Annotated in this window: 26 protein-coding genes and 1 pseudogene; 6 read left to right on the forward strand and 21 right to left on the reverse strand. The window is 60.7% G+C overall.

Annotated features, from left to right (window positions below):
• The first annotated feature begins 436 nt into the window (after positions 1-436).
• Together OKW29_RS09080 and OKW29_RS09085 are read left to right on the forward strand one after the other, a co-directional pair.
• Positions 437-2,707: a filamentous hemagglutinin N-terminal domain-containing protein gene (locus OKW29_RS09080; RefSeq protein WP_429290807.1), complete on the forward strand. Its 2,271-nt coding sequence runs from the start codon at positions 437-439 to the stop codon at positions 2,705-2,707.
• A 420-nt stretch (positions 2,708-3,127) separates the two neighbouring features.
• On the forward strand, positions 3,128-3,772 hold the full coding sequence (locus OKW29_RS09085; protein WP_184062635.1) for a hypothetical protein: 645 nt from the start codon (positions 3,128-3,130) through the stop codon (positions 3,770-3,772).
• 167 nt (positions 3,773-3,939) lie between these two features.
• On the opposite strand, the gene OKW29_RS09090 is transcribed toward OKW29_RS09085, so the two are convergent.
• Complete coding sequence (locus OKW29_RS09090) at positions 3,940-4,476, reverse strand: RBBP9/YdeN family alpha/beta hydrolase (RefSeq protein ID WP_429290808.1); 537 nt, start codon at positions 4,474-4,476, stop codon at positions 3,940-3,942.
• 124 nt (positions 4,477-4,600) lie between these two features.
• On the opposite strand from OKW29_RS09090, the gene OKW29_RS09095 reads away from it, so the two are divergent.
• The gene (locus tag OKW29_RS09095) at positions 4,601-5,059 is read left to right on the forward strand and encodes an Lrp/AsnC family transcriptional regulator (protein WP_187631826.1); all 459 of its coding nucleotides are present in this window, start codon (positions 4,601-4,603) and stop codon (positions 5,057-5,059) included.
• A 50-nt stretch (positions 5,060-5,109) separates the two neighbouring features.
• Here OKW29_RS09095 and OKW29_RS09100 read toward each other — a convergent pair.
• From OKW29_RS09100 to OKW29_RS09130, 7 genes and pseudogenes are all read right to left on the reverse strand, one after another.
• Positions 5,110-5,259 (reverse strand): annotated as a pseudogene (locus OKW29_RS09100) (SAM-dependent methyltransferase); the annotation flags it as partial.
• Positions 5,260-5,577: 318 nt separating this feature from the next.
• Positions 5,578-6,177, reverse strand: a complete 600-nt coding sequence (locus OKW29_RS09105; protein ID WP_429290809.1) for a LutC/YkgG family protein — start codon at positions 6,175-6,177, stop codon at positions 5,578-5,580.
• Positions 6,174-7,547 (reverse strand): lactate utilization protein B, encoded by a 1,374-nt coding sequence (locus OKW29_RS09110; protein WP_429290810.1) that lies wholly within the window; start codon positions 7,545-7,547, stop codon positions 6,174-6,176. Before OKW29_RS09110 ends, OKW29_RS09105 begins: the two co-directional genes overlap by 4 nt.
• Entirely contained in the window at positions 7,544-8,287 is a 744-nt protein-coding gene (locus tag OKW29_RS09115) for a (Fe-S)-binding protein (RefSeq protein ID WP_429290811.1), read from the reverse strand. The genes OKW29_RS09110 and OKW29_RS09115 overlap by 4 nt, the downstream gene beginning before the upstream one ends.
• A 38-nt stretch (positions 8,288-8,325) precedes the next feature.
• Positions 8,326-9,315: a cytochrome d ubiquinol oxidase subunit II gene (gene cydB / locus OKW29_RS09120; RefSeq protein WP_429290812.1), complete on the reverse strand. Its 990-nt coding sequence runs from the start codon at positions 9,313-9,315 to the stop codon at positions 8,326-8,328.
• Positions 9,316-9,332: 17 nt separating this feature from the next.
• A complete protein-coding gene (locus tag OKW29_RS09125) occupies positions 9,333-9,854 on the reverse strand; it encodes a cytochrome ubiquinol oxidase subunit I (RefSeq protein WP_429290813.1) in 522 nt (173 codons plus the stop codon).
• A gap of 175 nt (positions 9,855-10,029) precedes the next feature.
• On the reverse strand, positions 10,030-10,545 hold the full coding sequence (locus OKW29_RS09130) for a hypothetical protein (RefSeq protein ID WP_429290814.1): 516 nt from the start codon (positions 10,543-10,545) through the stop codon (positions 10,030-10,032).
• Between the two features lie 777 nt (positions 10,546-11,322).
• On the opposite strand from OKW29_RS09130, the gene OKW29_RS09135 reads away from it, so the two are divergent.
• On the forward strand, positions 11,323-11,496 hold the full coding sequence (locus tag OKW29_RS09135; protein ID WP_429292466.1) for a hypothetical protein: 174 nt from the start codon (positions 11,323-11,325) through the stop codon (positions 11,494-11,496).
• Positions 11,497-11,591: 95 nt separating this feature from the next.
• Here the strand turns inward: OKW29_RS09135 and OKW29_RS09140 are convergent, their stop codons facing one another.
• On the reverse strand, positions 11,592-12,263 hold the full coding sequence (locus tag OKW29_RS09140; RefSeq protein WP_429292467.1) for a response regulator transcription factor: 672 nt from the start codon (positions 12,261-12,263) through the stop codon (positions 11,592-11,594).
• A gap of 562 nt (positions 12,264-12,825) precedes the next feature.
• Here OKW29_RS09140 and OKW29_RS09145 point away from each other — a divergent pair.
• A complete protein-coding gene (locus tag OKW29_RS09145; protein ID WP_429290815.1) occupies positions 12,826-13,212 on the forward strand; it encodes a DUF3331 domain-containing protein in 387 nt (128 codons plus the stop codon).
• Here OKW29_RS09145 and OKW29_RS09150 read toward each other — a convergent pair.
• The 3 genes from OKW29_RS09150 to OKW29_RS09160 form a co-directional block, all read right to left on the reverse strand.
• A complete protein-coding gene (locus OKW29_RS09150) occupies positions 13,128-13,883 on the reverse strand; it encodes a PAS domain S-box protein (RefSeq protein WP_429292468.1) in 756 nt (251 codons plus the stop codon). The two genes, OKW29_RS09145 and OKW29_RS09150, sit on opposite strands and share 85 nt — an antisense overlap.
• Positions 13,884-14,171: 288 nt before the next feature.
• A complete protein-coding gene (locus OKW29_RS09155; protein WP_429290816.1) occupies positions 14,172-14,597 on the reverse strand; it encodes a hypothetical protein in 426 nt (141 codons plus the stop codon).
• A 528-nt stretch (positions 14,598-15,125) separates the two neighbouring features.
• A complete protein-coding gene (locus tag OKW29_RS09160; protein ID WP_429290817.1) occupies positions 15,126-16,160 on the reverse strand; it encodes an FUSC family protein in 1,035 nt (344 codons plus the stop codon).
• A 374-nt stretch (positions 16,161-16,534) separates the two neighbouring features.
• Here OKW29_RS09160 and OKW29_RS09165 point away from each other — a divergent pair, with 374 nt between their 5' ends.
• Positions 16,535-16,735, forward strand: coding sequence for a hypothetical protein (locus OKW29_RS09165; protein WP_429290818.1), 201 nt, complete (start codon positions 16,535-16,537; stop codon positions 16,733-16,735).
• Here the strand turns inward: OKW29_RS09165 and OKW29_RS09170 are convergent.
• The 9 genes from OKW29_RS09170 to OKW29_RS09210 all read right to left on the reverse strand — a co-directional run bounded on the left by OKW29_RS09170 (position 16,722) and on the right by OKW29_RS09210 (position 26,169).
• Positions 16,722-18,080, reverse strand: a complete 1,359-nt coding sequence (locus tag OKW29_RS09170) for an NAD(P)/FAD-dependent oxidoreductase (RefSeq protein WP_429290819.1) — start codon at positions 18,078-18,080, stop codon at positions 16,722-16,724. The two genes, OKW29_RS09165 and OKW29_RS09170, sit on opposite strands and share 14 nt — an antisense overlap.
• 78 nt (positions 18,081-18,158) lie before the next feature.
• Positions 18,159-19,565 carry a class II fumarate hydratase gene (gene fumC, locus OKW29_RS09175; RefSeq protein WP_429290820.1) on the reverse strand — a complete coding sequence of 469 codons (1,407 nt, stop codon included), beginning with the start codon at positions 19,563-19,565 and terminating at the stop codon, positions 18,159-18,161.
• A gap of 137 nt (positions 19,566-19,702) precedes the next feature.
• Entirely contained in the window at positions 19,703-19,975 is a 273-nt protein-coding gene (locus OKW29_RS09180) for a succinate dehydrogenase assembly factor 2 (RefSeq protein ID WP_429290821.1), read from the reverse strand.
• 1 nt (position 19,976) lies between these two features.
• Positions 19,977-20,681, reverse strand: a complete 705-nt coding sequence (locus OKW29_RS09185) for a succinate dehydrogenase iron-sulfur subunit (RefSeq protein WP_429290822.1) — start codon at positions 20,679-20,681, stop codon at positions 19,977-19,979.
• Positions 20,682-20,711: 30 nt separating this feature from the next.
• The gene (gene sdhA, locus OKW29_RS09190; RefSeq protein WP_429290823.1) at positions 20,712-22,487 is read right to left on the reverse strand and encodes a succinate dehydrogenase flavoprotein subunit; all 1,776 of its coding nucleotides are present in this window, start codon (positions 22,485-22,487) and stop codon (positions 20,712-20,714) included.
• A 3-nt stretch (positions 22,488-22,490) separates the two neighbouring features.
• Positions 22,491-22,859: a succinate dehydrogenase, hydrophobic membrane anchor protein gene (gene sdhD / locus OKW29_RS09195; protein WP_429290824.1), complete on the reverse strand. Its 369-nt coding sequence runs from the start codon at positions 22,857-22,859 to the stop codon at positions 22,491-22,493.
• 2 nt (positions 22,860-22,861) lie between these two features.
• Positions 22,862-23,275 carry a succinate dehydrogenase, cytochrome b556 subunit gene (gene sdhC / locus OKW29_RS09200; protein ID WP_429290825.1) on the reverse strand — a complete coding sequence of 138 codons (414 nt, stop codon included), beginning with the start codon at positions 23,273-23,275 and terminating at the stop codon, positions 22,862-22,864.
• Between the two features lie 114 nt (positions 23,276-23,389).
• Positions 23,390-25,063 (reverse strand): NAD-dependent malic enzyme, encoded by a 1,674-nt coding sequence (locus OKW29_RS09205; RefSeq protein ID WP_429290826.1) that lies wholly within the window; start codon positions 25,061-25,063, stop codon positions 23,390-23,392.
• A 182-nt stretch (positions 25,064-25,245) separates the two neighbouring features.
• The gene (locus OKW29_RS09210; protein WP_429290827.1) at positions 25,246-26,169 is read right to left on the reverse strand and encodes a LysR family transcriptional regulator; all 924 of its coding nucleotides are present in this window, start codon (positions 26,167-26,169) and stop codon (positions 25,246-25,248) included.
• Positions 26,170-26,175 lie beyond the last annotated feature (6 nt).

The raw sequence follows: 26,175 nt of genomic DNA on the forward strand, positions 1-26,175 counted from the left end.
AGCACCATTCGGTCATGACAGGCCGCTAACGTGAATGTTGAAAGGCTATATCCGGTCGACTCCCGCCGACCGCATCGGGCAGGACCCGGCCAGGAACTGTCATTCGCCGCTGCTGTTGACCAGACATTTAGACGTCGGTTCTGCAGCCGCCAGCGGCCATTGGCCACCGGAACACAACTGATCTTCTTGGTCCGCCTTCTTCGGGTTCGGTATGTCTACAGCCTTGGTTTGGACCTTCCCTTGTTTCCCTTGTGGTTACCGCGTTCTGACCAAGCGAGGTGGCACAAAAGTCCGATAGGAAGGCGCGAAGCGCTGAGATATGGGCACGCATGCGCGACGCCAACTGGCTATTCTTCAGACGCCGCCACTCACGCGTCTCCGGTCGGCTATGCGGGTCGTTGGTGGCCGTTCCGCATGCATGCGGAAAGGGGGCTGTATGTCACGTCCAGCACAACCTCGGTCCGCGCGATGCGCACCCCATCGTCAACAGTCAAACCGACGCATCTGGCTCGCCATTGGCATTTCGCTGACTGGGCTGTCCCTGACACCCGTGGCGTTCGCGGCGGGCAGCCTTCCGCAGGGCGGCCGTTACGTCGCCGGCACGGGCACGATAGCGGGCGCGGGCAACAGCCTCGTGATCACACAACCAGGTTCGACGCGCGGCGTGATCGACTGGAACAGCTTTTCGATTGGCAAAACCAACAGCGTGACGTTCGACAACGGCTCGGGCGCGACGCTGAACCGGGTGACGGGCGGTTCGCCCTCTGCCATCGTCGGCAGGCTCGGTGCGACGGGCAGCGTCTATGTGATCAATCCGCAGGGCATCGTCGTCGGGCCATCGGGCGTTATTACCACCGGCGGACGTTTCGTCGCGTCGACGCTGGACATCTGCAACGACGCGTTCATACAGGGCGGCGGCTCGCTCACGCTGTCAGGCAACTCGAACGCAGCCGTGATCAATCTCGGCAAGATCAGTTCGGGCGGCGGCGATGTATTCCTGATTGCGCGACACGACGTCATCAACGCAGGCACCGTCGCAGCGCCCAACGGCACGGCGGAACTGGCCGTGGGCGAGCAGGTACTGCTGCAGGACTCGGCCGGCAGCAGGCAGGTGTTTGTGCAGACAGGCAGTCAGGGCACGGTCGTCAACAAGGGGCGGATAACCGCCGCGCAGATCAGTCTGCAGGCTGCTGACGGCAACGTGTATGCGCTCGCAGGCAGCGGCACGCGCATCCGCGCGACGGGCACGGCCAGCCGCGACGGCCATGTGTGGCTGGTCGCCGACAGCGGCCGTGTCGAACAGTACGGCACGATCACCGCAAACAACGCGGACGGCAGCGGCGGAACCGTCGATACGCAAGCGGCGCAACTCACTTTCGGCAGGCACGCAGCGGTCCACGCGGGGCAGTGGAATCTGTCGACGCCCGACTTCACGATCGACGACTCCGCCGCGCATACGTTGCAGCGCAGCCTGAACGCGGGCACCTCGGTGGACGTCGAGACGACGGGCGCCAACGGCGCGACGGGCGACCTTGGCGTCGCGTCGAGCCTGGGCTGGAGCGGTCCGGCTTCGCTCACGCTCGCCGCGTATCACAGCGTCTCGGTGGCGTCGGGCATGACGATAGCCAACAGCGGTGCGGGCAATCTGACCTTGCGTGCCGACGCGTCGGGCATCGACAACGGCGGCAGCGTCATCAACGGCGGCACGGTCGACTGGTCGAAGAGCACGGGCATCGTCAGCGCGCTCTACGATATGAATGGCAGTTTCAGCCCCGGCACGCTCGTCAGCAATGCGACCTGGCAAGCGCCGCTCTACAGCGGACTCGTCACGCAGATAACCGGCTATCAGCTCGTCAATTCGGCGACAGACCTGCAGAACGTCGCGAACAACATGGGCGGCAACTACGCGCTCGGCAAGGATTTAGACGCGAGCAACTTTGCATTCACCACGCTGGGAACGCTCCAGTACGCGGTTGCGACACCGTTCACCGGTCAATTCGACGGCATGTGGCATACGGTTTCCAATCTCTCGCCCAACCTCGATGCTCTGTTCGGTGATATCGGGCGGGGCGGTGTCGTGCGCGACATGAGAGTCAACGCTCACACGGGCGAGGCGGACACAGGGTTCTACTACGGAATCGGAATCCTGGCGATCGATAACTACGGCACTGTCGTCAACACCTTCACTTCAGGCGAGAACACCTGCATGGGTTGCCTTGGCGCAGCGCTTGCGGGGCTCGTCGGTGCGAATTACGGGCTCATCGCCCGCTCGGGAAGCAGCGCGGCAGTCGCGACTGGTGGCGAGGGTGCCGGACTGGTTGACAACAACTATGGGAGGATCGACCAGTCGTATGCAACAGGCTCTGTCACTGGGTATTATTCTCACAGCGTCGCGGGGGGGTTGGTAGTCGACAATAGCGGCTCCATCACCCAGTCGTTTGCGTCGGGCGCCGTAACGGCCACGACGCCAATATTTGTCGGCGGAATTTGTTGGGGCTGTTCCGGCCTTGGCGACGACGTTTACTGGAACGTCGAAACGACACGGCAAACGTCGAGCGGTGGCAATTTGCCAGCGTCAAACGGGCTGACTACGGCCCAGATGAGCCAGCCGGCCAGCTTTGTCGGATGGGACTTCGGACCGAATGGCGCGTGGGCCATGCCGACGGGCGCCACGCACCCCATTTTCCGCTGGCAAGAGGTGCACTAGTTTCGCGGTGATGTGGAACACAGTGCACCGAGGCATCTCTTCGCGCAAGATTAGACGGCTGGTTCTGCTCGAACAACGGCCATTGAATAGACGACGAATGAAAGGCCGCTGTGGGTCGTATTTGGGCTTTCAGTTGCCCGGATTCTGCCATATCCTTCGTTAGCCGCTCTCATAGAATGAGCGTTAGCGAGAAGTCGATAATCGCCTGTCCGCTCATCCTCTGACTTGCGTTGCTCGATTCATCTGATGTCCGGCGGCGTGAACAAGCATAAGCCGCGCCATTGCCACCCCGCGAGCCGGTAACAGGCAAATGGCGCAGAATAGAATCGCGCGCATGTTCGCGCACGCGAGAGGACGTGGCGCCCGACTTTGGACGTCAGAGCCTCCATGTTAGTGAGACAACCTTGCTGTAGTGAGACCATGAAGAAAGGAAAGACAAAACTCACCCGCCACGATGCTGAGCGCCTTTTCGAAGGCCTGCCCAGCGGGAACGTGAAAGTAAGCGGCCGGCCCGAGAACCCATTCGAAGCCGGGGCGTTCGACGCAGTCGAGCGCGTCGACAACGAAACCAAACTCTGGAAGGACAACCTCATTACTCTTCCGATGGCGATCGAGCTGCCTACTGGCTACGAGTCGGTGTCTCACGTACGCGAGGCGATGGCGAAAGCATGGCACGCGAAGTGGGTAAGGGAAGGAAAAAACGAGGTTGTCGCTGAGTTTCCTGAGGGTTGGACAGCCGTTCGGCAGGGAAGTGGACCCACGGAGTTGCGAGATTCCACCGGCGTAGTTCGCGCGGTATACGGGTGGGCGGAGGACGCGGAGCTCAGGATTCTGCCGCGGTATCTGGTTGAATCACAGACGAACAGTTCAAGCGGACTGGGCAGCCTGGTTGTCCGTGATCGCTTGAACGGTCTGGTTCTTGAAAGATCGTCAATATGGTCTGCCCAAACCGGTACCAACCATCCCGACTGGGCCAGACTGTCGGCGTGGCTCAACTTACACTATCCACAATATCGCGATCCGCTTCGGTACTGGGAAGACTACGGTAAAAACGTCCAAAACTAAATAAGCCATTTTCTGGCGCGCCGTCGTCAATCAGCGGCGCCATCCCGAAACTGGATGGGTGTTTCCATTGCCGCTCAGTGAAGAACTATTCCACCGTCGGCGGCTGCGACCCGTGAGCGATCCGACTTCGCATGCTGGAATAGGCACGCCGGCGGTTGAACACCGGATCAACCGTTGTTCATCTTCTCCAGCAATCGAAACCCTTCGGGCCAATTGCCAAGGTTGCTGTCGGCGTTGAGATGTCCCTTCGCTCTAACTTCGACGAGTTCGCTGCCCCACGCAGCTGCGCAGGCGCGTGCGTGGTCCACGCTGCCGTATGGATCGTTGGTGCTGGATACGACGGTCGTCGGAAACGGCAACTGCTCCGATGGCAGGGGCGCGAATCCGCCCGCGGCTACCCGGGGAAATGCCGGTGATGCCGGGTCCGGCACGGCCACAAGCAGCGCGCCACGAATCTTCCGCGCGTACCTGGCAGCCCAATGGACCACGGCCAGACATCCGAGGCTGTGCGCCACTATGACAGTCTCCCTCCCGTTTGCCGCTAGCTGCCGTTCTATCGCCGCTACCCACTCATCGCACACGACGTAATCCCAATCCTCGACTGCGAGGCGTTGCCAATCCGGATGCGCGGCTTGCCATACGCTCTGCCAGTGCAATGGACTGGAGTTGCCGATGCCAGGAACAACAAGAACGGGGTAGTCCATCTGCCAGATCTCCATGAGTGAATGAGCATCCAGTGTAAAAGCTCGCGAATTCAGGCAACATCGCAAATCAAATGGATTGATGGTCATACACAAACGAATTGACTGAGCTTGAGGGTGCTTACAAATGAAAACTAAGCCGGTAACGTTGGACAGGCTCGACTGGCGGATCTTGGAGGTGCTTCAGCGCAATGCACGTGTCACCAACACGGAACTTGGGAAGCAGATCGGGCTTTCTCAGCCGGCTGTCACCGCCCGCATCAGAAGGCTCGAGGAGCGGGGAGTCATCGAGGGCTACGCGGCGCGGATAAATCCCGGCCTCGTCGGTCGGGGCATCGCGGCGATCGTGCGAATCCGCACCACCCATGCTGAGATTAAGCATTGCCTGAGCGCCTTCGAAGCAATGCCTGAGATCGTCGAGGCGCACCGGATCACTGGTGAAGACTGCTTCATCGTTCGGATTGTGGTTGAAGAGATGGCCCAGCTCGAAACCGCAATCGACGCGTTTGCCAGATTCGGGCCCGTGACCACTTCTGTCGTGCTAGCGAGCTATCCGCCGAAGGCGATCCTCGGATCGCAGACTTGACGGGCTGCTTTGTAGAAATCTGGATGACCGCTTCACGCCCTGAGTCAGTCCGTCGCGCTCTTCACGTGCAACGTGACCTGGGGCGCGGCAAACTGCCCGAAGTCATGTTGCTGACCATCCTAAAGCACAAGGCGTGCTGGCAAATTCGCCTTGGTTTTTACATCTTCCACCCATTGCGCCAGCTTCTTCTCCCAGAACATGTTCGTTGGCTCCAATTTGTAAATAAGGCACGACACACAAGTGTCAAGTGAAGGCCTGCTGCGGTTGATACGAGGCGCCTCCTAATTATGTGCCGCGCGCGCTCGCGAGCGGCAACCTGTACCGGGGCCAGCGCCCTGTGTGGGCCAACAAATGCAGGAGCCCTGCTGGCCCTGGTGGCTCAGCAACCCCCAGCGGGCGCGGCACAGATGAGGCCGGCCTTGAAGGCATCGGACAGGGCAGGCGATGCCGTCCGTGGCTCAGGAACCGTATCATCGCGTTGCGGCTAGCGGCTAAACCGTTCATGGAGGTCTCCGGCCCTAGCGCGCGGTACCCGGCCTCGCGACCGGTATGACCGTCAGCGACCGGATACCCTGCGCACCGCGAACCAGTACGCCCTCGATGTCCGCGGTCGCCGACGGGCCGCTCATCAGCACCGCGTAGTTGGCCTCGAAGAACTCCTTGCGGTGATACGCCTGATGCAGATTGCCCACGATATCCGCGGGATCCAGCAACGCGATCAGATGCTGCGACAGGTAGCCGAGTGCATTGACGTTGTATTGCGCTTCGCTCAGCCAGATGGACCCTGTCTCGGCGACAGCAAACGCCGGGCGCACGATCCCGACATCCACGTCATTGAGCGCACGGGGATCGTCAACCGACGCGATGTCACGCGTGCCCGTGAACTCGGGCGTCGCTGAACAGAACACCGTGGCATCGCGGAAACGCGAGCGGACAAATTGCTCGAGGCTGGTGTCCTCCGGCAGTAGGCACCAGACGCCGCCAAGTCGGTCGAGCGATTTGCGGAAGCTCTTCACCACCGGTGGCAATGCGCTATCGAACATCGGCACCTCCGGCAAGCGGCGCGGCACGGGTGAGACCTCGCGCAAACGGGACAAAATCATATTGCGGCTGCTCATTTACTGCTCCTCTTGAGATACCAATCGCGAAATGTTTCCTTGGGCGCATCAGGCACCTCACGGTGCCTGCCCCACGCATTAAGCGGGTTGTAGAGCACGGCGCGCGGCAACACGGAAACGGCCGTCCCGGCTGTCTTGACGGCCGCCCGGTACAGCGCCGGGTGCGACAGCACCTGGCCGGCCACCTTCATGGCCTCCTGCTTGACGAACGGAAGCTCGTGCTGCTCGGCGACGATCTGCCGCCACTTGTAGATCTGCTCGTGTATGTTGATCCTGACGGGGCACACGCTCGTGCAGCTGCCGTTCATCGTCGAGGCAAAGGGCAACGAGCTGTACTTATTCAGGTTGAAAGTCGGATTGATGATCGCGCCGATCGGACCCGAATAGACACCGCCATAGCTCAGGCCGCTGCTGCGCCGGTAGACAGGGCATGTGTTCATGCACGCTCCGCAGCGGATGCACTTGAGCGAATACCAGAAGTCGTCCATGCCGAGCCGTTCTGAACGGCCGTTGTCGACCAGCACGAAATGCATTTCGCTATCCTTGCGTGGACCGCGAAAGTGCGACGTGTACTGGGTGATCGGCGAGCCGATGGCGTTGCGCGAGAGCATGCGGATAAAGACGCCGAGATGTTCGAGCTTCGGAATCAGCTTCTCGATGCCGATCGACGCAATATGCAGCGGCGGCACGTTCGCGCTCAGGTCCGCGGTGCCCTCGTTGGTACAGACGGTAATACCGCCCGTTTCCGCAACCGCGAAGTTGCAGCCGGTCATGCCCGCATCGGCGTTGAGGATAAGCGGACGCGTGGCTTTCCTCTGCGCTTCGGCAAGCTTAGGGATGTTGCTCTCGTTCGGGTCGGTGCCAATCTTCTCCGAGAAGATCTTCGCTACGTCTGTGGCGAGCTTGTGCACGGCCGGGACCACGATATGCGAGGGAAGCTCGTCATCGAACTGCTGGATTTGTTCACCCAGATCCGTTTCCACGACGGCGATGCCACGCTCCTCAAGGTACGGGCGCATCTCGCACTCTTCGGTCAGCATCGACTTGCTCTTGACGAGCAGCCTCGCGTGACGCTGACTCAGGATCTCGTAGACGATGCGGTTGTGCTCTTCGGCATCTTTGGCCCAGTGCACAGTCACGCCGTTGGCCGTCGCATTACGCTCGAACTGCTCCAGATAGTCCGCGAGGTGCGTGAGCGTATGCTCCTTGATCCCCGAGGCGAGCGAGCGCAACTCCTCCCACTCGGGGATGCCATGCACCTCTGCGTCGCGTCCGGTGCGCAGCTCCCACAGGCGTTTGTCGTGGAACTGGATGTGCTTTTCGTCAGCGATGAACTTCTCCGAAAAGCCGACATGGTCAACACGTGTCATGCTTGTGCTCCATTGAGAATCTGCGCAATATGGATGAACTTCAGGCCCAGCTCGAGACGGTCCGAGCAACCTTTCTGGTGCATGAGGCACGACGAATCGGCCGACACGATGTACTCGGCGCCATTGCGCTTGTGATCGCGGACCTTGTCGGCGCCCATGCGCGCCGACACCGGCTCCTCCGACACGCAGAACGTGCCGCCGAACCCGCAGCACTCGTCGGGACGGTCAGGCTGGATGAACTCGATGCCCCTGACACCCCTGAGCAGGGTCAATGGCTTCGAGAAAAACGGCTCATCGATCTCTGACATCTTCGCGGTGCGCAGCGAACGCAGCGTGCCGCAACTGTTGTGCAGACCGACCTTGTGCGGAAATTCGGCCCACGGGAACTCTCGTACCTGCAGCACGTCGTGCAGGAACTCCACCAGTTCGTAGGTGTTGGACCGCACTGCCAGCGCATCGGGCGTCTGGTCTGCCGCGCTCAAATGGTCACGCACGTGGTGCACGCAACTGCCGCTGGGCGCGACGATGTAGTCGTAGCCGGTGAAGTTACGCACGAAGAGGTTTTCGGTGGCGACGGCTTCCTTCTCGCAGCCGCTGTTGCCCATCGGCTGCCCGCAGCACGTCTGATCCAGTGGATAGTCGACGTCGCAGCCGAGGCGTTCCAGCAATTGCAGTGTCGCAATGCCCACATCAGGAAAGAACGCGTCAATGAAACAGGGAATGAAGAGTGCGACTTTCATGGTCAGCCCTTGAACAAGTTCAGTGGGGAGCGGGCACGTCAGTGATAGGCCTGGTCTTTCGAGACCTCGCCCCGGAACACCGAATACGCGACACACGTGCACAGCACGATGAGCGGGAGCACGAAGAGCCCTGTACCCCAGAACATGAACATCTGCGACGCCGGCGGCGCAGCGGCATCAGACAACGTGACTTGAAAAGGAATGATGTAGGGCAGGTAAGACCCCGCCAAAGCGAGAAGCAGCAGTACGAAGCTTGCTGCTGTGTAGAGGTAAGGAAGCTTCGGTGAGCCGTGCCGCGCAGCCCAACCCGCCGCACAGAAAGCCAGCAATGCGAGTACTGGCAAGAAGAAAAGCACCGGGTGAGCAAACCACCGTGCGCGCACACCGCCGTGCATTACAAGCGTCAGCACGACCACCGAAGCGGCCGCGACGATAACAAGCGGCATGAGCCGACGCGCCGCAGCGCGGCCGAACTCCTGCAACGTGCGGTCACCCTTGAGCACGAGCCAACCCGCGCCGAGCGTGGCATATCCAAGGCTGAGCGCCACACCGCACCACAACGGGAACGCACCGCACCACTCCAAACCATTGCCTGTGTATCGCAGGTTCATAACAGGAATACCCTGAGCGTATGTTCCGACAGAAACGCCCTGCATGAACGCCGCAAGTAGCGAACCCGCAAACAGCATCACATCCCACACCCATCGCGATCGTTCTGCTTTGTGACTGAACTCGATCGCCACGCCGCGCATGATCAGGCCAGTAAGCATGCCGGCCAATGGACCATACAGCGCCGGTAGCATGATGGAATACACGGCTGGAAACGCGCCGAATAGTGTCGTGCCGGCAATAACGAGCCACGTCCCATTGCCGTCCCATACCGGCGCGATGGACGCGAGCATCTGGTCTCTCATTGCCCGCTTTTTTGCGAACCCGCTCAAAACGCCGACCCCTAGATCGAAGCCGTCAAGTAACACATAGGCGACGAGCGCGAAGATGAATGCTAGTAACCAGAGCCATTCGAGCATGATTGTTCCCCTCGTCATCAATGAGTTTCGGCACGGTCACCAGGCGTTACGGTAGGCGATAGTCGCTGCTTTGGAAACGGCTTCGCAGAACTGATAATCTGAAAAATCGCGTTTCCATTCCAGAAGCCAATCACCTCACCTGTCGTCACACCGCTCATCACGATCCGAAGGATGTAGTAGATGCCGAAGCAGAAGATAAACCCGTAGACCGCAACATAAAGCGCCAGCGTCGCAGCTGCGAAGTGCGCGGAGAGGCCGGGCGTCAATGCGTTCGTGGTACGCAGAACGTCCCATACGGCCCACGGTTGCCGGCCAACCTCAGCAGTAAACCAGCCTGCCAGGATCGCAATGAAGCCAAGCGGGAAACTCCAGGCTACCGGCCAAAGAAGCCATCGCTGCTTCTGCAGCCTGCGACCTGGCGCCGCGGCGGTACCGATCCATGGTGGGTGGAGGACTGCTTGAACAGATGAACAGCAGTTTCCGTCGCAACATGGCAAAGACAGGCGGCCTGACATGCGGCACGACGATCTCCGAACCATGTGCAGCTAGTGAGATCAGACAGCCGGAGAGAAACAGATAAGCGGTTACTGGATGCAGACTCGACACAGGTCGACCGTTCTCCGGTAAACGTTGCGGTTAAGCCAAGGGACAAACGTATATTCGTCATATGCGTTTGAGCCGATGTAGATCCAGTGGTGTAAGGAGTTGGCCATGTCAGTCACCTTGGCATGAAGTCTGGCGAAAAGTGTTGTCTACGCTTGGGATGCGCGGCGACAGCACGGATAGTGGGCACGCGTGATTACCGGTGCGGTGGCCGCGGCCATGGCTTCTCTCTGCGGACACAAAGGCGCAGGTGAGAAAGAGCGCTTTTGTTGCGCAGCCGATGAAAGACACGGCCGGTTGGAGCAGCGAGTCATTGAACTGGAAGGCAATCGTCGGTGCGACCGCCAGTATGCTCATCGCGCAGAGAAAGCAGAAAAAGGGACGTGCGATTCGTGCTTCGAGTACGACCGCGAGCCCGGACACGGTCACGATCAACCGTGTGCCTGTCGTCGTGGCGAGCGCGGTGTCGCCGTCTGTCATTGCGAAGTCCAGAGCTGTCTCGATCAGTGCCCACCAGCAGACGACGAGCGCTGCAACGATCACCGCGCGCCCGGTCGGCTGACTGCAGGCACTCGCGTGCGGTTCCGCCTGCGGAGAAAAGCGATGACCTGTATGTTTGCTGAGCATGGTTCAACCTTCGCGCGGGCATGCTGAGACGAGAATGCGCGTTCGAAAGCAATTTGCGAATTGCTGTCGACGCGTGAACAGCTTGCGACGCATTGCTTCCGACAGACGGGACGGGGGGACCTGTCATAACTTCGAAGTCGTCACTGTTCGAGCCGCACCGCCTATGGTTGCCAAGATAGGACGAAGATTGGTATCGAATCCATTCTCCGAATGTTTCGACTTCTGCCAACCGTTGTTTGCCGCAGCTATACGCCGGTATCGCTCGCGCTACCGGCGGGCTCGAGGAGAGGTGCCGCAGGTGCAGGGTTCTTTCCCAGTCGCTACAGACGTGGGGTGGCGTCATACGGCCCGATGGCATGTCCACGACATGACTGCTTGTTGGTCAGCAACGGTGGCGTTTCGGGATTGAGGACGACGCGGCCCGCGCGGCAGAGGGCGGCTACAACCTCGAACGGACATGGGCAGCGTTTCGAGCGATGGCGCGCACCACAAGCCGCAATGTCGTGCCAAGCTTCGGGCCATACATTCCGGAAGGGATAGCGGAACATACGCCGGTATATTGGACAGGTCGATGCTTGCCCTCACGAAGTCCATCCAGACAGCATCTGCCGACTCCCGTCTTTTGGGACGGTCTGGATCATCGACGACGATGAATCGTCGCGCCTCGCAATCGAAAGCCTTGTGTAGTCGATTGGCTATTCGACGCAGGTTTTTCCGCTGGCGACCGACTACCTGGCGGCGCGCACCTCTCACCTGCGCACCCAGAACGGAGTTCTGATTTCCGACATCCGCATGCCCGGGATGTCGGGCCTGGAGTTGCTCGATCGTCTTGTCGCGCTGGGCGCGGCGCCGCCGACAATCTTTGTGAGCGCGTTCCCCAGCGACGGTTGCATTTGCGGGGGCAGGCGAGCCCGGCTGTCGCGCTCCTCGACAAACCGGTGGACGCGGTAGCCTTGAAGCGCGAGCTCGCCAATATCCGCATCTGAATGGTGACGCGCAAGGCCGGAGCTGTGCCGAACTCTTCGGTCACGGTCTCCAGATAGTGCTCAGGGGCGCGGACGTCCCTGCTGGGGGCCGATGTCGAGTGCGGCGGCCTTGAACACGAGGTCCGCGAGTGAGTGCGCGCCCATCTTCTTCATCAACTGACCGCGATGGATCTTGACGGTGATTTCGCTTACGTTGAGCTGGACGGCAATCTGCTTGTTCAGCATTCCGCTGACGACTAGCGCCAGGATGTCGCGCTCGCGCGGCGTGAGCGACTTATAGGCCTCGCGTAGAACATTCAGGCGGAGTTCCTTTTCGAGGCGCTGCGCGTCTTTCGATATTGCCTCGGAGATCGCGTCGAGCATGTCCTGGTCGCGGAAAGGCTTCGGGAAAAAATGGAACGCGCCGGCTTTCATTGCACGCACCGACATTTCCATGTCCCCGTGACCGGTCATAAAAAGCACCGGCATATGTAATGCCTCGCGCGCCATCGCCTGCTGGAAGGCCAGCCCGCTCTCGCCTTTCAGCCTGACATCGAGGATGAGACAGCTAGGACCGCCGGGTTTGCGAAACTCCAGGAATTCGCGGACGGAACCGAACGGCTCGACGCAATACCCCACTGATTCCAGCAAGTCACGCAACGCCAGACGCATGGACTCTTCGTCGTCCACAACGAAAACTGTGGAGCCGGGGATTCCGCTCGTGGACGGCGGCGCATGCCTATCGGTAGCCATAACAAATTCCTTGAAGAGCGCGCCCAAAGGTTCAGACACTTCGCTTGCCCGATCGGGACGCGTCGCGGCCGATCCAGGCAACGAGACGCTAGGAAGTATGACACGGCATAGCCCCAGGTATGAGGTGAATGTCCAAACGCAGCTTTGCAGCCGCCTGCGGGCATCCGTATGCTGGAATCGACGTCGGAAGAGTCGCACGAGCGGCTGAGCATAGAGACCGGACTGGCTTGCAACATATGGAGAGAAGTATGTCGTTCGCATTGCAAGAGTGCTTCAGACCATATCTCTATGCCCGCGGCCAGGCGCGGCCCGCACGGCCCGACCTGGCGCGTGCAATGGCGCGCAGCAGACGATGCAGAACAACCTTCGCGCCTGGCCGATGCATGCTTGGCATCACGAAGGCCGCGGCCAGCCGCTGTTACCGACTGACGAGACGCGGACTGTGAATGGTGGATAAGTCGCCAGCATGCCCGTCGCGGGAGGAGAACGGCGCGCTGCCCTTCGCCGCGTCCCAAAGTCCAGAAGCAATGCTAACCCGATCGCTTTCGCAAGGAGTTTCGACATGCTGGCAAACGCAAACGTGATGGATCCGTGGGAGCAGACCATCTGTCTGCTGGGGACGCCTTCGCGCCCGTTGGCCGCTGTGGAAGGGGCCGAGCAGCGCCGTCAGAAGGCGCACTGTGCCGATGGATGCTTTACCGCCGCAGTGACGCTGATCGACCGTCCGACGTCGTCGACGGCCACGATTGCCTGGCGCGATGCGACGCGCGGCTGTTTCGGCGACCAGGCCTGGCGCATGGCGCGCGCGCGCATGCCGGGCTTCTGCGCGATGAGCGGGCAAGCGATCAATCCCGGCGACGCCGTCTACAAGCCGATCTCACGCCCAACGCCCATCAATGCGGAAGCGATGATCCTGGCCTGCGTGGTGCACGACGCGGCGACTCTCTGAACCGCGCACATCGTTTTTTGCCGCAGCGAACGATGCCTGCTGCAATTTTGGCCGCGCGGCGTGGATAGGGTGTCCGCGGCTTGCGTACGATGGATTCGGCAGTAGAAGTGTTTGGGGGAAACCCTTGACCGCGTGGGGGGGCAAGCCATATGCGCGATCGACGCCGTCAACTCGCCCAGGACGAGCACCCGATTCATTCGAACCAGGTCGGACCGCGCCTGCTCCAGCGCGTCCTCGAGCCGTACGCGCTCGGTGATGTCATTGTTGGTCTCGAGGACCATGGAAGCGCGCCCGGCCGCATCCCGCTGCAAAGTGAGACGGCAACTCACGATGCGCGGGGCGCCGTCGGCGCGACGCCTGGCGAACTGGCCTTCCCAGCTATCGTGCTGATGAAGCCGGTCAACGATCTGCTCGAGCGGTACGACGAATTGCGTGTTGAGCAATGTGTGCACGACCTTGCCTATGGCCGCTGCCCGGTCGAAGCCGTTCAGTGCTTCGGCGCCACGGTTCCAGTAGAGGACCTTCCCGCTCATGTCCCACGTAAAGAAAGCATCGCGCGTCAGTTCGAGCAGGTTGGCCTGATATCGGTGCCGCTGTTCTGTGCGAAGGCTGCGGATAGTGAGGCGTTCCCGCTCGGCGCGCAGCCGGTCGATCCGTCGATTACTACGCATGAGATCTTTGATCCTGGAAAGCTTGCCGAGGCGTGCCTGTTGCTGCGCGCTCGTATCATGCAAAGTAAACCGGAGGCGCGCAAGATCACCCTGTCGATGCTTGCAGCCGCACAGGAAGCCAAGTTACCGTTCGGCAGTTGAACTTGCCGCTCGGCGAGCTTCTCGGCATCGTGTAGATCTCAGGCGTGCCATAACAGTGCGGCGACTCGTGGGCGACACGCGTCTACATCCGACACCGCCAGTGCATTCGATATGGAGCCGTCCTGTCCGGCCTTGCAGTCGCTGATATCAAGCAGCGCGCTGCAAGCTCTGCGCCGACAGTCCGAACTGCCTTGCTATCGAATGCAAGCGGTCGTTCCACTCCCAAATGCCAAAGATGTCATGCACGTTCTGCAGGCAACTCAGGAGTTCGACCGTCTCGCGGCAAGAGATGTTCACCCTGGCTCGCAGCAGTGCACGCTTTAGTGCGGCAACGCCGGCGTCCATGTAGGCGGGAATCTGCGTGGCTTCGGCTAGAACGAAGCGCACAGGTACCCCCTCCATCGACGTCCGGTAGTCGCTCAGGCGCACGAGCGCACCAACCGGGCAGCCGCCGCATTGGCCGCGGTAAGCGCCGCCACCGCGCGGCAGCAGTGACGCGCGACGCTGACTGATAAGGTGCACGACGGCCAGATCAAAAATCTGCTGGCGAGTAAGATATGTCCGCGACATCATTCGCTCCGACAAATATGAGTGTGTGCGCAACACGACTCACGGACTGCGCACCGCTTGGACGCATCGCTTCCGAATAGAGCAGGGCCGTTCAAGACTTTAGGCGAACGAGGCTTCGCAGCAGCGCCGTCCATGCTTGCCAGGATAGGAGAAAAGTTGGTATCAAATCCATTCTTCGAGCGTTTGAACTTGTGCCCACAGTTGTTTGCCGGAGGCATACGTCGGTATTGGCCCACAACCTCAAGCGCGTCATGAATATACCTGGGTTGCCAGGACGATGAAGGCCATGAGAATGGTTGGAAGCTGAGGCTCTCAGGAGTCTTTTTGCGGCTCACGACGTTAGCACTTTCTCCCGACCTACCAAAACACAGATCAGGCGGCGTGATATTCAGCGTCCACCCCGAAGCGTTCTCCCTCAGCAAGGTCTTGCACGCTTTCCCCCAGGAATAAGAAGTCTTCAACCGCGGCTGTAATCGTAGGTGCGCGTTACAGGAACGCCAGAATTGATGAAAGGATGGGTTCCGTTGAATATCACTCGATACGTCGGGGCCTGAGCCCGCCCTCGGTGCGGTTGCCTTTGAGCGAGCCGGCAATCAGATGGGTCCCCAAGACGAAGACGATGCCGATTACGCTACCGGCGACGACGTCTATCGCCCGGTAGTCGGCTAGGAAAACGGCGTGCCCCGCGACAATGATCGCGACCGCATGCAGCGCGCATCTCGTACCGAACGCAATGACATACCGGTCGAAAGCGACGAGCGTCAACACGGTAGCGGCTGTCAGTACATCGAAGAACACCGGCGCGTGGGGCATGAAGACTCCCACCAGCATCCCTGCGGGAACGCCGACGATTGCACCGATCATCCGGTCGTTCCATTTGGCGCGCGCCGTCGCGAGATCGCCCGTGACAACGCTGGCCGCCGACCAAACCAGCCATTGCCCGTAGTGAATGCCTTGCCATTCGACAAGCGATGCCGCCACGCCAACAGCGAGGGCAGCGGCGAGAATCCCTTCGAAACATCCAGGCGCCGGCGCTTCAGTCACCTGCCGAAGCGCGAGCCAACCACGGCCGGCCGATCCGCCCGCTAACTGCTTCGAAAGCCGGGAAGCGCTCGAAGCGAGGATGACGGGAATCGCTGAGCAAAGGAGATACGGGAGCACCTCCAGACCGAGTTGCCCTAATCGATGTCCATTGGCATTGTTCGCCGTTGCAAAGGCAATATAGAGCACAGGAATGAAAGTGAAGCTGCCGGTCCAGCGCATGGAGGACCCCGCGGCAGTGATGCCCGCGCAAACGATGGCGAGCAGGACGGACGCCATCACGAACGTCTCCGGCCTTCCAAGCGACAGGGTCATGACCAGAACGCCCAACCCTATTGCGAGCGCATGCAGCAGCACGCCAACCGGTGCAAGGCACGAGCGTTCCGCGGCAATGAAGACGGACAGCGTGACGATCTCAGCGCGAAACCACATTGGATCGCCTGTCACGAGTCCCGCGATGAATGTCGGCGAAAGCAGTATGGCGCCACGCGACAGCATTTGGATATTGATTAGACCGTTGAACATATAGGTGGCAATTATGCGTCGATGAACAACTCTTCTTCTGACGGGGCCAGCATCCGATCGATGCGGGTCTTTGCTATCAGGGCTCTTTGGCGCGCCTGACGACCTAAGGTTGGATCGGCCACTACTGCGTCAGACAGCACTGCAGAGCAGTATCGGTTTCCACCGGCATACATGCAATGCACGCGTTATAGCGATCTCAATATCATTTGGTGAATGAGCGTCGGGAGTTCGGCGAAGCCAGAGGTCACACCGGACTTCAGCCTGAGCGTCTTCGCGACAGGTTCCGGAGGACTGGCTATGCAAACACCGGCGCACCGGATGGCTCGAATGGCGCGAGGAGCGAGATCGTTGGGTACTCGCTGGACGGCAACATCGTGAAGAATTACGAAGTGGCGGGACACAACGACGGCCTGAAGGTCAATCCGTACACTCGTGAGATCCGGGCGATGCAGAATGAGGATGCAAATCCGAACCTCGTCATCATCAACCCGCGACCGGGCCAAGCCTCTGCACCGATCAACGTCACGTGCGTTAATCGGTACATGCTGTTGCCACAGAACACTAATGAAGCTTGACGCGCGGCAGCGTGGCGCGCCTCAGCCAGTGCGCGACGGTATCGAGCGCCATGCGCGGATAGCCGTGCAACCCGGCAATATGCAGCCGATAGAGCGACATGTACATGAAACGCGCGAGCAATCCTTCGACGAGCATACTGCCGCCGACGAGCCCGCCCATCAGGTTGCCGACCGCACTGAAATGGCCGAGCGAGACGAGCGAACCGGAATCGCGATAGGTAAACTCCGGCAGTTGTCGGCCGTCCAGGCGGTAGCCTAGCGCACGCACCAGAAAGCTCGCCTGCTGATGCGCGGCCTGGGCACGCGGCGGCACGTTACGGTCATTGCCTTCGTTACCGGAGCACGGACAGGCCGCGCAGTCGCCAAGCGCAAAGATATCGTCATCGGTGTGCGTCTGCAGCGTACGCCGCACGGCCAGTTGGCCGAGGGTCGTTACGGGCAGCCCGTCGAGCTTCGCGAGCACGGCCGGCGCCTTGATTCCGGCCGCCCAGACGGTCAAATCGGCGCGCACGGTCTTGCCCCCCGCCGTCCGCACGAGACCGGGCGCGACCTCCGCCACCCGTTCGCCCGTCATGAGCTTCACATCGAGCTTTCCCAGCAGTCCCGAGGTTGCGCTAGACACACGCTCCGGCAACGCGCTCAGAATGCGCGGCCCCGACTCGATCACGACGATGCCGATGTCCCGACTCGGATCGAGCTTGTGCAGGCCGTACGCCGAAAGCACCTGCGCCGTGTTGCGTAGCTGGGCGGCGAGCTCGACGCCCGTCGCGCCGGCGCCGACGATGGCCACCTGGAGGCGCGGTTCGCCTGGCGGCGACACAACCGGCCCGCTCTCGACGGTCTCCTGGTGCTGGTGCTCGGCGCGCATGCAGGCGGCAACGAGACGCTTGCGGAAACGCTCGGCCTGCCAGACCGTATCCAGCGCGAACGAATGCTCCTCGGCGCCTTGCACGCCGAAGAAATGCGTGGAGCTGCCGATGGCAATGACGAGCGTGTCGTACTCGAGTTCGCGCAGCGGCAGCAGATCCGCGCCATCATCATCCAGCACGGGGGCGAGCGCGACGCGTTTCGCCGCGCGGTCAAGACCGACGAGCTCGCCCTGCTGGAACTCGAAGCCGTGCCAGCACGCCTGCGCCGCGTAGGCGAGTTCCTGCGTGAAGGGATCCATGCTGCCGGCCGCGACCTCATGCAGAAGCGGTTTCCAGATATGCGTGGGATAACGATCGATGAGCGTGACGAGCGCGCGCGGCTCCCTGTTCCGCTTGCGCTTGCCATAGCGATCGCCAAGGCGCGTCGCGAGCTCCAGCCCCCCCGCGCCTCCCCCTACGACGATGAAACGATGCATGCGTAGACTCTCCGTATTTGCAATTCGCCGTCCGGAACGGAAGGCGTGGGCGAGCGATACTGTTCGAGGCTCGCGGTCTCAACCTACGGTGGCGACATATGGCCTGACCATTTTGGCCGGGTCGACGACGCGGTCAAACGTCTGTTCGTCGACGAAACCGAGTTCCAGTGCGGCGGCCTTCAACGTCAGGTCATGCTCCGCCGCATGGTGAGCGATCGCTGAAGCGCGGTCGTAGCCGATTACCGGCACCAGCGCGGTGACCAGCATCAACGAGCGATCGACGTATTCCTTGATCTTCTTGACGTTCGGCCTGGTGCCCTCGACCAGGAAGCGCCGGAAATTCGTGCAGCCGTCGGTCACGAGCGTAATCGACTGAGTCAGATTGAAGATCATCAGTGGCTTATAGACGTTCATCTCCAGAAATCCGCCGGCGCCGCCAAAGCCGACCGCCACGTCGTTCGCCATGACCTGCACGGCGAGCATCGTCAGCGCCTCCACCTGGGTGGGGTTGACCTTGCCCGGCATGATCGACGAGCCAGGCTCGTTCTCGGGGATCAGCAGTTCCGCGAATCCTGCGCGCGGGCCACACGACATCAGGCGAATATCGTTACCGATCTTGTAGAGCGACCCTGCGAGCGTACGGAACGTGCCGGAAAGCTGCACCAGCGCATCGTGGGCGCCTTGCACCGTGAACTTGTTCGGCGCGCTGACAAACGGCAGTCCCGTCAGCCTTGCAATTTCGGCGGCGGCTGCTTCTGCGAAGCCCGGTGCTGCATTGATCCCGGTTCCGACCGCGGTACCGCCCAGCGCGAGGCAATACACTCCCTCAAGCGCAGCATCGATGCGTTTGAGATTGTCTGCAAGCATGCCGGCATAGCCCGACCACTCCTGGCCGAGCGTGAGCGGGGTTGCATCCTGCATATGGGTACGACCGATCTTGACGATGTCGTCCCATTCGTGAGCCTTGGCCGCGATCGCGCCATGCAATGCCGCGACGGCGGGAATCAGGCGTTGCGTCGTGTTGAGCGCGGCGGCAATGTACATCGCGGCAGGAAAGGAGTCGTTCGACGATTGCGACATGTTGACGTGATCGTTCGGGTGAACCGGCTTCTTGCTGCCGAGCGGTGTGCCCGCGAGCTGGCAACAGCGATTGGAGATCACCTCGTTGACGTTCATGTTGAACTGCGTACCGCTGCCCGTCATCCAGACGTGCAAAGGGAACATGTCGTGATGCTGGCCGGCCAGGATCTCGTCGCAGACCTGGGCAATTAGTGTATGGGCCTGGTCGTCGAGACGCTTTCCGGCGTGATTTGCGTTGGCCGCCGCCTTCTTGAGAAAGGCATAGGCGGTAATCATTTCCCGTGGCATCAGCTCGCGCCCGATGCTGAAATGCTCGATTGAACGCTGCGTCTGGGCGCCCCACAGCCTGTCGGCCGGAACACTGACTTCTCCGAGGCTGTCGGCCTCCGTGCGAAAATTGTCCATCGTAAGTTATCCTTCATTTAAAGCGTGGCCATGCCGTGCATATGAAGCAATCCGGCCGGCTACTGAACTTAAACTGCCCAAGTGGTGCTACATCGGCTCCGCCATCAGTGGGCTCGCCTGATGCAACATCGACGCACTCAAGCCGAGCGCAGCAGCGCGAGCAGTCGAACGACGTCCGGGTCGGCAAGGTCGCCCTCCGGTTCCTTGCGCGCGAGCAGCAAGTCCATCAGGTCGTTGTCACTCAGCTCGAGCAGACGTGTGAGTGCTCCGACGTCGGCATCGTTGAGAGTTTGCTCATAGCGGCCGAAAAAACGTTCAAAGATCAGATCGTTTTCCAGCATGCCGCGCCGGGCGCGCCAGCGAAGTCGCGCGCGGCGCAGCGGGTCGGACTGGTGTGGGGTCTCGTTCATGTCAAACCTTTCGGCGCACCATCAGTTCCTTGATCTTGCCGATCGCCTTCGTCGGATTGAGGCCCTTTGGGCAAACATCGACGCAGTTCATGATCGTATGGCAACGGAACAGACGGTACGGGTCTTCGAGATTGTCGAGACGTTCGCCCGTCGCCTGGTCGCGGCTGTCGGCGATGAAGCGATAGGCTTGCAGCAGGCCTGCCGGACCGACGAACTTGTCCGGGTTCCACCAGAAGCTCGGGCACGACGTCGAGCAGCTCGCGCACAAGATGCATTCGTACAGGCCGTCGAGCTCGTCGCGTTCTTCTGGCGACTGCAGGCGCTCCTTCTCCGGCGGCGGCGTGTCGTTGATCAGATACGGCTTGATCGAGTTGTACTGATTGAAGAAGTGCGTCATATCGACGATCAGGTCGCGAATGACGGGCAGCCCCGGCAGCGGACGCAGCACGATCTTCTGCGGCAGGTCGTTCATGTTCGTCAGGCACGCCAGACCGTTCTTGCCGTTGATGTTCATCGCGTCCGAACCGCACACGCCCTCGCGGCACGAGCGGCGGAACGCCAGCGTTTCGTCGACAGCTTTCAGTTTGACGATCGCGTCGAGTAGCATGCGTTCGTGCGAGTCGATCTCGATCTCGTACGTTTGCATGCGCGGTGCTGCGTCCTTATCCGGGTCGTAGCGGAAGAGTTCGAAGGTACGTTTTGCCATGGTCGTTTCCTTTAAGTCCGGGAGTGTCGCCTAGAAGGTTCGTGGCTTCGGCGGAACCGTTGCGACGGTCAGCGGTTGCATTCGAACCGGCTTGTAGTCGAGGCGGTCGCCTTCGCTGAACCACAGCGTATGGCGCAGCCAGTTTTCGTCGTCGCGCTGCGGGTACTCGCTCGGCGCGTGCGCGCCGCGGCTTTCCTTACGCGCTTCGGCCGACACCATCGTGGCGCGCGCCACTTCGATCATGTTGGCGAGTTCAAGCGCCTCGACGCGCGCGGTGTTGAACACCTTCGACTTGTCCTTCAGATGCACATGCTTCACGCGCTCGACCAGTGCCTTGATCTGCTCGACACCTTCAGTCATCAGCTTCGAGGTGCGGAACACACCAGCGTGCTTCTGCATCGACGAGCGGATGTCGCCCGCGATCACTTGCGTGTATTCGCCCGACGACGACTTTTCCAGCTTGTCCAGACGCGATAGCGCGAAATCAGCGGCATCGGCCGGCAGCGGCTTGTGCTCCTTGATTTCCTTCACGTGCTTGACGATGTGGTTGCCCGCCGCGCGGCCGAACACCACCAGGTCGAGCAGCGAGTTCGTGCCCAGGCGGTTCGCGCCGTGCACCGACACGCACGAGCATTCACCTACTGCATAGAAACCGTTGACCGGCTCGTCATGACCCTTGGCCGTACCCACAACCTGGCCGTGGATGTTGGTCGGAATCCCGCCCATCTGATAGTGGATGGTCGGCACGACCGGAATCGGTTCCTTGATGCAGTCGACGTTAGCGAACCGTTGCGCGATTTCGCGGATCGACGGCAGACGCTTCATGATCGTCTCGGCGCCGATGTGCGACAGGTCGAGCAGGATGTGATCCTTGTTCGGACCCACGCCACGCCCTTCAATGATCTCCTGTCCCATCGAACGCGATACGAAGTCGCGCGGCGCCAGGTCCTTCAGCGTCGGTGCGTAGCGCTCCATGAAGCGGTCACCGTCCGAGTTACGCAGAATGCCGCCTTCGCCGCGCACGCCCTCGGTGATCAGCACGCCCGCACCGGCGACGCCGGTCGGGTGGAATTGCCAGAATTCCATGTCCTGCAGCGCGATGCCCGAACGGGCTGCCATGCCAAGGCCGTCACCGGTGTTGATGAACGCGTTGGTCGAGGCGGCAAAGATCCGGCCCGCGCCGCCCGTGGCGAACAGCGTGGTCTTGCCTTCGAGGATGTAGACGTCGCCGGTTTCCATTTCCAGCGCGCTCACGCCGAGCACGTCGCCGTCCGCGTCGCGGATCAGATCGAGCGCCATCCATTCGACGAAGAACTGCGTCTTCGCGGCGACGTTCTGCTGGTACAGCGTATGCAGCAGCGCGTGACCGGTACGGTCAGCCGCCGCGCACGCGCGCTGCACCGGCTTTTCGCCGTGGTTCGCGGTGTGGCCGCCGAACGGGCGCTGATAGATCGTGCCGTCCGCATTGCGGTCGAACGGCATGCCCATGTGTTCCAGTTCGTAGACGGCGTTCGGTGCTTCGCGGCACATGAACTCGATCGCGTCCTGGTCGCCGAGCCAGTCGGAGCCCTTGATTGTGTCGTAGAAGTGCCATTCCCAGTTGTCTTCGCTCATGTTGCCGAGCGACGCGCCGATGCCGCCTTGCGCGGCGACCGTATGCGAACGCGTCGGGAACACCTTCGACAGCACGCAGACCGACAGACCCGCGCGTGCGAGCTGCAGCGAAGCGCGCATCCCCGAGCCGCCCGCGCCGACGATGACCACGTCGAAGCGGCGCCGCGGCAGAGAACTATTGATTGCAGCCATTCTTTACACTCCCCAGAGAATCTGTGCGGCGAAAGCCGCGCACGCGACCAGCCAGACGATCGACAAAACTTGAAGGGTAAGCCGCACGCCGACCGGCTTCACGTAGTCCATCCAGATGTCACGTATCCCCACCCATGCGTGATAGAACAGCGACAACAGCGTGACGAACGTGGCGAGCTTCATCCATTGCGTCGCGAAGATCGACGCCCAGCCTTCATACGAGAAGTCTTGCGCGCCGAAGAACCACACGAGCAGGATGACGGTGTAGACCGCCATGATGACCGCGGTGACGCGCTGCGCGAGCCAGTCGCGCAGACCATAATGAGCGCCGACGACGAGACGCTTCGGCCCGATTTGGTTATGGATTGCCATGTTTAGAGAGCTCCGAACAGTTTGAGCGCGAAAGCAATCGTCAGGACAGACGAGACGACCACCACGACGGCCGCCGTCTCCTTGCCACCTTGCTTCGAGACCGCACGGTGCGTGTCCATCACGAGGTAGCGGATGCCGGCGCAGAAGTGGAGGAGAAAAGCCCACGCCAGCACGAGCGTGATGACCTTCACGATCACGTTGGAAAGGACACCCTTGAAGACTTCGAAACTGAGTTCGGAAGTCAGGCTCCGATCAAACAGGTAAAGCAGGAACGGAAGGGACACGAAAAGCAGCGCGCCGCTCACGCGATGCAGGATCGACACGCGCCCCGCCAGCGGGAGACGGTATGCCGTCAATACTTGCCCGATACCGATATTCCGGAATTCCGGTCTCGGTTTCTTTACGGCTTCGGCCATGGGGGACCTCCAGTTGTAGTTGCACCAACCCGCAATGCAGCGGACGATTCAATTGAAGACGGTCGTGACGGGTCCATCTGTCACATAAACCGTCAATGCATGATCTGCGTACGGCTAGGCCAACTGATAGGAGGGTTGGTAAACTTTCCCGTCGATGTAGGCGTCGAGATCATCGGGCAGTGGTACGCCCGCAAGCCCCTGGTCAAAAATGAACCTTGCGACCTCGCGCGCGACTACCAACGAGGTTCGGAAAATGCGCGATTGCGGTGGGTAGATCAGTCCCGCGTCCAGATCGTCCTGCGTGACCTGGGCGGCGAGCGCGCGGGCGGCGGTAATCAGCATCTGGTCGGTCACGCGTCGGGCTTCTGTGGCATAAATGGCCATGCCGAGCGCCGGAAAGATGTAGACGTTGTTGCCCTGTCCGGGGACGAAGGTCTGACCGTTGTACTGCACCGGCGCAAACGGGCTGCCGCTGGCGAACACGGCACGCCCTTCAGACCAGGTGTAGGCTTCCTCCGCAGTGCATTCCGAACGTGAGGTCGGGTTGGAGTAAGGGAAAATGATCGGGCGTTCGTTGACGCGTGCCATCGCCTCGATCACGGGTTGGCTGAACGCTTTGGCCGCCGTACTTACACCGATGATGGCCGTCGGGTGCAGTGTTTCGATTGCGGTGACGAAGTCGCCGATCGGCTCATGGTCGTGAGCAAATGGCTTCTGGAACTCGGCCAGATCGGTGCGCCCGGCATGGATCAATCCCGTCTTGTCGTAGAGCCAGCATGCGCCGAAGGCATCCTCCTGTGACACGCCGGCTTCCATCATGGCCTTGGCTAGCAGGCTGGCAATCCCGGTCCCTGCAGTTCCGCCGCCAAGGAACAGAAAGCGCTGGTTCGCCAGCGTTCCGCCTGTTACGCGCAGCGCAGCCAGAATGCCGGCAAGTGCGACTCCCGCGGTACCCTGGATGTCGTCGTTGAAGCAGCAAACGCGATCGCGATAACGCGTCAGCATCGGTTCAGCATGGGTAAACGCAAAGTCCTCGAACTGGATGCAGGCACGCGGGAATACTTCCTGAACCGCCATGACAAATTCTTCGATGAACTCGTCGTACTCGGCGCCAGTGACCCGGCGCTGACGCAGCCCAAGATAGAGCCCATCTGCCAGCAGGTTCTCGTTGTTGGTTCCCACGTCAAGAGTAATCGGCAGCGTGACCTGAGGAGGCACGCCAGCACAACTGGTGTACAACGCCAGCTTGCCGATAGGGATTCCCATGCCATTCACGCCGAGATCCCCCAGGCCCAGAATGCGTTCGCCGTCAGTAACGACGATGAAGCGCACATCCTTTTCTGGCCAGTTGCGCAGGATCTCCTTGAGCCGACCTTTGCGACTAATGGGCAAATACATGCCACGCGGGCGGCGCAGGATGTGGCCGAAGTTCTCGCAGGCCTCACCGACAGTCGGCGTATAGACCAATGGAATAAAGCGCGCTGGATCCGACATCAATACCCGGTAATACAGCGTCTCGTTGGTGTCGAGCAGTGATGAGAGATAGATGTAGCGTTCAATATCGCTGGTCTTCAATTCGATCTGCTTCAGGACTCGCTGAATCTGTGCGTCCTCGGTTTCAACCTTTTCGGGTAACAGGCCAACCAGCCCCAACTGTTCGCGCTCGGCGGAGTTGAAAGCGGTGGATTTATTGGCATGCGGATTGTGCAGCAGCGCTGCACCTCGCAGATTCTCGACCGTGCGACCGGCAGATAGATTGGTAGAAGTTTGCGGCAAAAAAGAAGTCATGATGTTAGTCCTTTGGAATCCAGCGGAGGCGCCTTGAGAATGGTTCCACTACGGTAGTCTGAGCCGTGATGCTTGCCTGTAGCCGACTGACGTTGACGACAGTATGTCGCGGTGCGGGCTAGCGTCCAATATATTGAAGGTGGTTATTTCGATATGGTTTAGTGAATAAGACGCTGTCATCCTCAGGCCACGATTCGGTTCAAACAAGGTGCGGGACGGTTCCTGCTCAGGCGCCTCGCGACCTCCAGGAAATCGCGAACGACTTTAGAAAACTCGGTGGACCGATACGCAATGACGATTTGCGCCGTGGGCTGAGCTCCCTGGATCGCACGGTAGGTCACCCCGGTCGCCAACACCTGGCGGATCGAGTGGGGGACGATCGAGACGCCGAAGCCCGCTGCAACCATGCTGACGGCGGATGCGACCTGGGTGGACTCCTGCCCGAGCAGCGGGCTGAAGCCGGCGCGTTGGCACGCGGATATCACTTCGTCGTACAGAACGGGCGCAATTTCCCGGGGGAACATGATCAACGTCTCCTCGGCAATCGAGCGCAGGCTGATGCTTGCAGACGCGGCCAACCGGTGTTGCGGTGGCAGTACCAGCAGCATCTCTTCATCGAAGAGCGCCTCGATCTTCACGCGTTCCGACTCCTGCGAAGTTTGGCGAATGATCGCCAGGTCAATGCGTTCGGCCAGCAGATCGTCAATCAACGCCGCGACATTGCTCTCGGATGGCGACACTCTGACATCAGGGTGCAATTCACGATATGCGCGAACGATTTCGGGAATGACGGGATGGAAGACAACTGAGCTTGCGAAGCCGACGCGGATGTGACCAGTTTGTCCACGGGCTGCGCTCTGCACCCGGCTTCTCGCCTGCTCGACCTGATCGAGGATGCGCCTTGCGTCCTCGTAGAGGATGCGGCCGGCATCCGTCAGTTCGACGCCGCGCGTCAGGCGCCGGAACAACTGTGCGCCGATTTCACGCTCCAGCTTGCGTATCTGTTGGCTTAGCGGGGGCTGCGCCATCCCAAGCCGCTCCGCGGCGCGAGTGAAATGCCGTTCTTCGGCAACAACCACGAAATACCTGAGGTAACGAAATTCCATATCCAA

Origin of the sequence: Paraburkholderia sp. CI3 (assembly GCF_050436505.1) — a bacterium.
In the GTDB taxonomy this organism is placed as follows: domain Bacteria; phylum Pseudomonadota; class Gammaproteobacteria; order Burkholderiales; family Burkholderiaceae; genus Paraburkholderia; species Paraburkholderia tuberum.